At 32.2% G+C, this 2,073-nt stretch carries 2 protein-coding genes; both read left to right on the forward strand.

Going from position 1 to position 2,073, the window contains the following annotated elements; genetic code table 11:
- Nucleotides 1–794, forward strand: a 794-nt coding sequence (locus WA010_RS12370; protein ID WP_422557423.1) for a hypothetical protein, incomplete at its 5' end; no start/stop codon positions are given.
- A 199-nt stretch (nucleotides 795–993) separates the two neighbouring features.
- The coding region (locus WA010_RS12375; RefSeq protein WP_422557424.1) for an ATP-binding protein at nucleotides 994–2,073 on the forward strand (1,080 nt) is incomplete at its 3' end.

The raw sequence follows: 2,073 nt of genomic DNA on the forward strand, positions 1-2,073 counted from the left end.
AACTGAATAAAAAATATATTTTACTCTCAGAAAAAAATGGAAAAATTGAAGTTGGTTATAAAAATAAACCATCAGAGTTTTATGATAGTAGTTACAATCTAAAAAAACTGCATGATTCTATGGAGAGTAATCTATCAAAAGAGTATATTGCCTTCTTTAGAGACAATATCATTAAAATTGTTGAAGAAAACAAAGAGAGTGAGAATAGATTTTTTTATTTACTTAATAAACTAGAACTGATTGTCGAGAAAACAGATAGAGAATATAAGTTATTTTTACATAAGTTTTCATTTGATGAGTTTCATTCAAAGCTAGAAGAAGAGAGAGATAAATATTTTAAAAGCTTACAAGATTCCCTTTCAGACTTTTTGTCAAAAGTAAATTCACTACCTATTCAATTTGGAGTTTATATTTATTTACTTTTTAGATTTGAAAAAGAAATTTATCCACTGCTTATTGCTTCGGCTATTATTATAATTTGGAGTTTATTTAGCTTTTTTTCAATATCTATGATGAAAAAGAGTATTAAAACTTTATCTCAAAGATTTGACAATGTATTCAAAAAAATATCAGAAAAATCAGGTATTGACTTAGAAAGTTTGGAAAAAGAAAAAAATGGCATTAATGCTAGACTAAGTGATATAAAAATACTAACAACACTTTATCAGATAGTTGTGATTTTTTTTACTATAGGGTTTTTGATGTTAGCGTTATATTTCATTTTAGAAGCTGATTCGAGTTTAAAGGCATGGCTTATTAAATTCGTGAATTGTTTTAATTTTAAGGTAATTTGATGAGTGAAAATAGCTTCAGCAATTTTATTGTCTATGTTGATGAAAGCTGCGATGGTGGGATTGCAATCCCACTTCAGAAGAGAATGACTAACTCGATACCATCACCAACAAAATCTATATCCTCCGAGAGATTGCCGTGATGTTTGATAGGGATTTGGTACAAATTTTGCGACAGTTTAAAACAAGAGGAGTTTATTAAATGATTAATATCGATGCAAAGCTAAACACCTTTTTATCTCAAAATTTTGAAACCGAAGTTTTGGAGTTCAAAGAAGCAAAGAGCGGTTATGATTTTGACTCTTTGGGTGAATATTTTAGTGCTCTTTCGAATGAGGCAAATCTAAAAGGGCATGATGAAGCATGGCTTATTTTTGGCGTAAAAGACAAAGACAAAAGTATCGTCGGAACGCAATTTCGAGCTGATCAAGCGAAGCTCAATAGTCTAAAAGCAGAAATCGCCAATCACACAACGAACCGTATAACTTTCAAAGAGATTCATGAAGTCAAAACGGATAAAGGGCGTGTGGTAATGTTTCAGATACCGGCCGCTCCGCAGGGTATCCCCGTCGCTTGGAGAGGACATTATTATGGCAGAGACGGTGAGGAACTTCACGCATTAAATCTCGAAGAGCTTGAGCGCATCCGATCTCAAAACGCTGATTTTGATTGGAGTATCCAAATATGTGAAGATGCTACCATCGCAGACTTATCACCTGAAGCAATCGATAAAGCACGAGAACTCTATGTGATAAAAAATTCAAAACTAGCGGATGAAATCAAATCTTGGGATGATGTTACTTTTTTAAATAAAGCGAAGATAACTATCAAAGGAAAAATCACAAATACCGCTATTGTGCTACTCGGTAAAAGTGAATCTGAATATTTTTTAAGCCCGGCAGTTGCTCAAATAACGTGGATACTCAAAGATAAAGACAATATCGAAAAAGATTATGAACATTTTACGTGTCCATTTATTTTAAATGTTGACAAAGTGTATGAGAAAATCCGAAATCTTAAATATCGTTATATGAGAGCAGATTCCCTTTTTCCTGATGAAGTGGATAGTTATGATCCCTATATCATAAGAGAAGCATTAAACAACTGCATAGCTCATCAAGATTATACAATGGGTAGTAAAATCAATGTTGTAGAATTTGAAGACAGAAAATTGGTATTTTCAAATAAAGGCTCTTTTATCCCTGAAAATATAGCCAATGTTATCTCGCTAGATGCACCGGAACCAAAATATAGAAACAGATTTTTAGCTCAAACTATGGTG

The sequence above is a fragment of the Sulfuricurvum sp. genome (genome assembly GCF_049305995.1).
Taxonomy (GTDB): Bacteria; Campylobacterota; Campylobacteria; order Campylobacterales; family Sulfurimonadaceae; genus Sulfuricurvum.